The following is a 1,251-nucleotide window of genomic DNA, read 5'->3' as shown; positions in this document are numbered from 1 at the left end:
TAATATTTCTCCCCGGCAGACGCTAAATGAGATATCCCGGACCTTTTTTCTGTCACGGCTGGTGACGTTGCGCACCTCAAAAACCGTATCGTGCGCAAGGTTGCTGACATTCTCCTTCATCGCGTTAAAACGGTTTTGCAATTCGCGGCCTACCATCAGACGGACGATATCGTCATTTGACACATCGCTCACCATGCCGCTGCAAACGCTGCTGCCGTCTTTCATCACCGTATAGCGGTCGCAAATACGGCGAATTTCCGCCAATTTATGCGAGATATAGACGATGGCCGTACCCTCCTTACGCAACTGATTCATGATCAGAAACAGATAGTCCACCTCTTTATTGGTGAGTGAGGAGGTGGGTTCATCCATGATGATGACTTTGGCGTCGAGCATCAGCGTTTTGGCAATTTCCAGCATCTGCTTGTGGCTGATAGATAAATTCGCCACTTTCTCATCTAAATCAACTTTCAAGCCCACGCGTAATAACATCATGGCGGCGCGGACACGCATTTCTCGCCAGTCGATAATATTGACGCCACAGATTTTTTTCGTCAGATGACGACCAATATATAAATTTTCCAGTACGGTTAATTCATCAATAACGCTGAGTTCCTGATAAATAATCCCGATACCGAGTTGTGCCGCTAATTTATGATCCAGTTTGTTATAGTTAATGTTATTAATGGTAATGGTGCCTTTGGTCGGCTCATGTATCCCGGATAACACTTTCATTAGCGTAGATTTACCCGCACCATTTTCTCCTAGTAATGCATGTATTTCACCAGGATAAACCGTTAAATTAACCGACTTTAATGCGTGAACCGGACCAAAGGACTTGCCGATCCCCGCCATCGATATATATGGCGTGGCCATAAATAACCTCTCTGCACGAAATATCGTATTATTGCCTGATGGCTACGTTTATCAGGTCTACGTTCAGGTTATTTTGTTGGCCGGATAAGACACTTCATTAGCATCATCATCCGGCATCATTCAGTTTTATTGAGTGACCAGGATTGAATCGACCAGTTTAAATTCCGGTGCTTTATCCAGCGGGATAACCTTGCCGGATTTCTCAGCGTCAACCATCAGCTTCAGACCCGTTGCACCGATATCCGCCGGGTTCTGGGCAACCGTCGCGGTCATTTGTCCGGCTTCCACCATTTTGCGGGCTTCCGGAATTCCATCTGTACCGACGACCAACACTTTGCCCGTTTTTCCGGCGTTTGCGACTGCCTGAGCAACACC

Annotated in this window: 2 protein-coding genes; both read right to left on the bottom strand. The window is 46.7% G+C overall.

The features are described 5' to 3' along the window. Positions 1 to 876: ATP-binding cassette domain-containing protein (locus tag ACLO87_RS16645; protein ID WP_430224322.1), on the bottom strand; the 876-nt coding region annotated here is incomplete at its 3' end. 126 nt (positions 877 to 1,002) lie between these two features. Then, positions 1,003 to 1,251, bottom strand: a 249-nt coding sequence (locus ACLO87_RS16640) for a substrate-binding domain-containing protein (protein ID WP_430224321.1), incomplete at its 5' end; no start/stop codon positions are given.

Source organism: Paenalcaligenes sp. Me52, assembly GCF_050487965.1.
GTDB lineage: Bacteria > Pseudomonadota > Gammaproteobacteria > Burkholderiales > Burkholderiaceae_B > Paenalcaligenes.
This window is presented reverse-complemented; position numbering and strand designations above follow the sequence as displayed.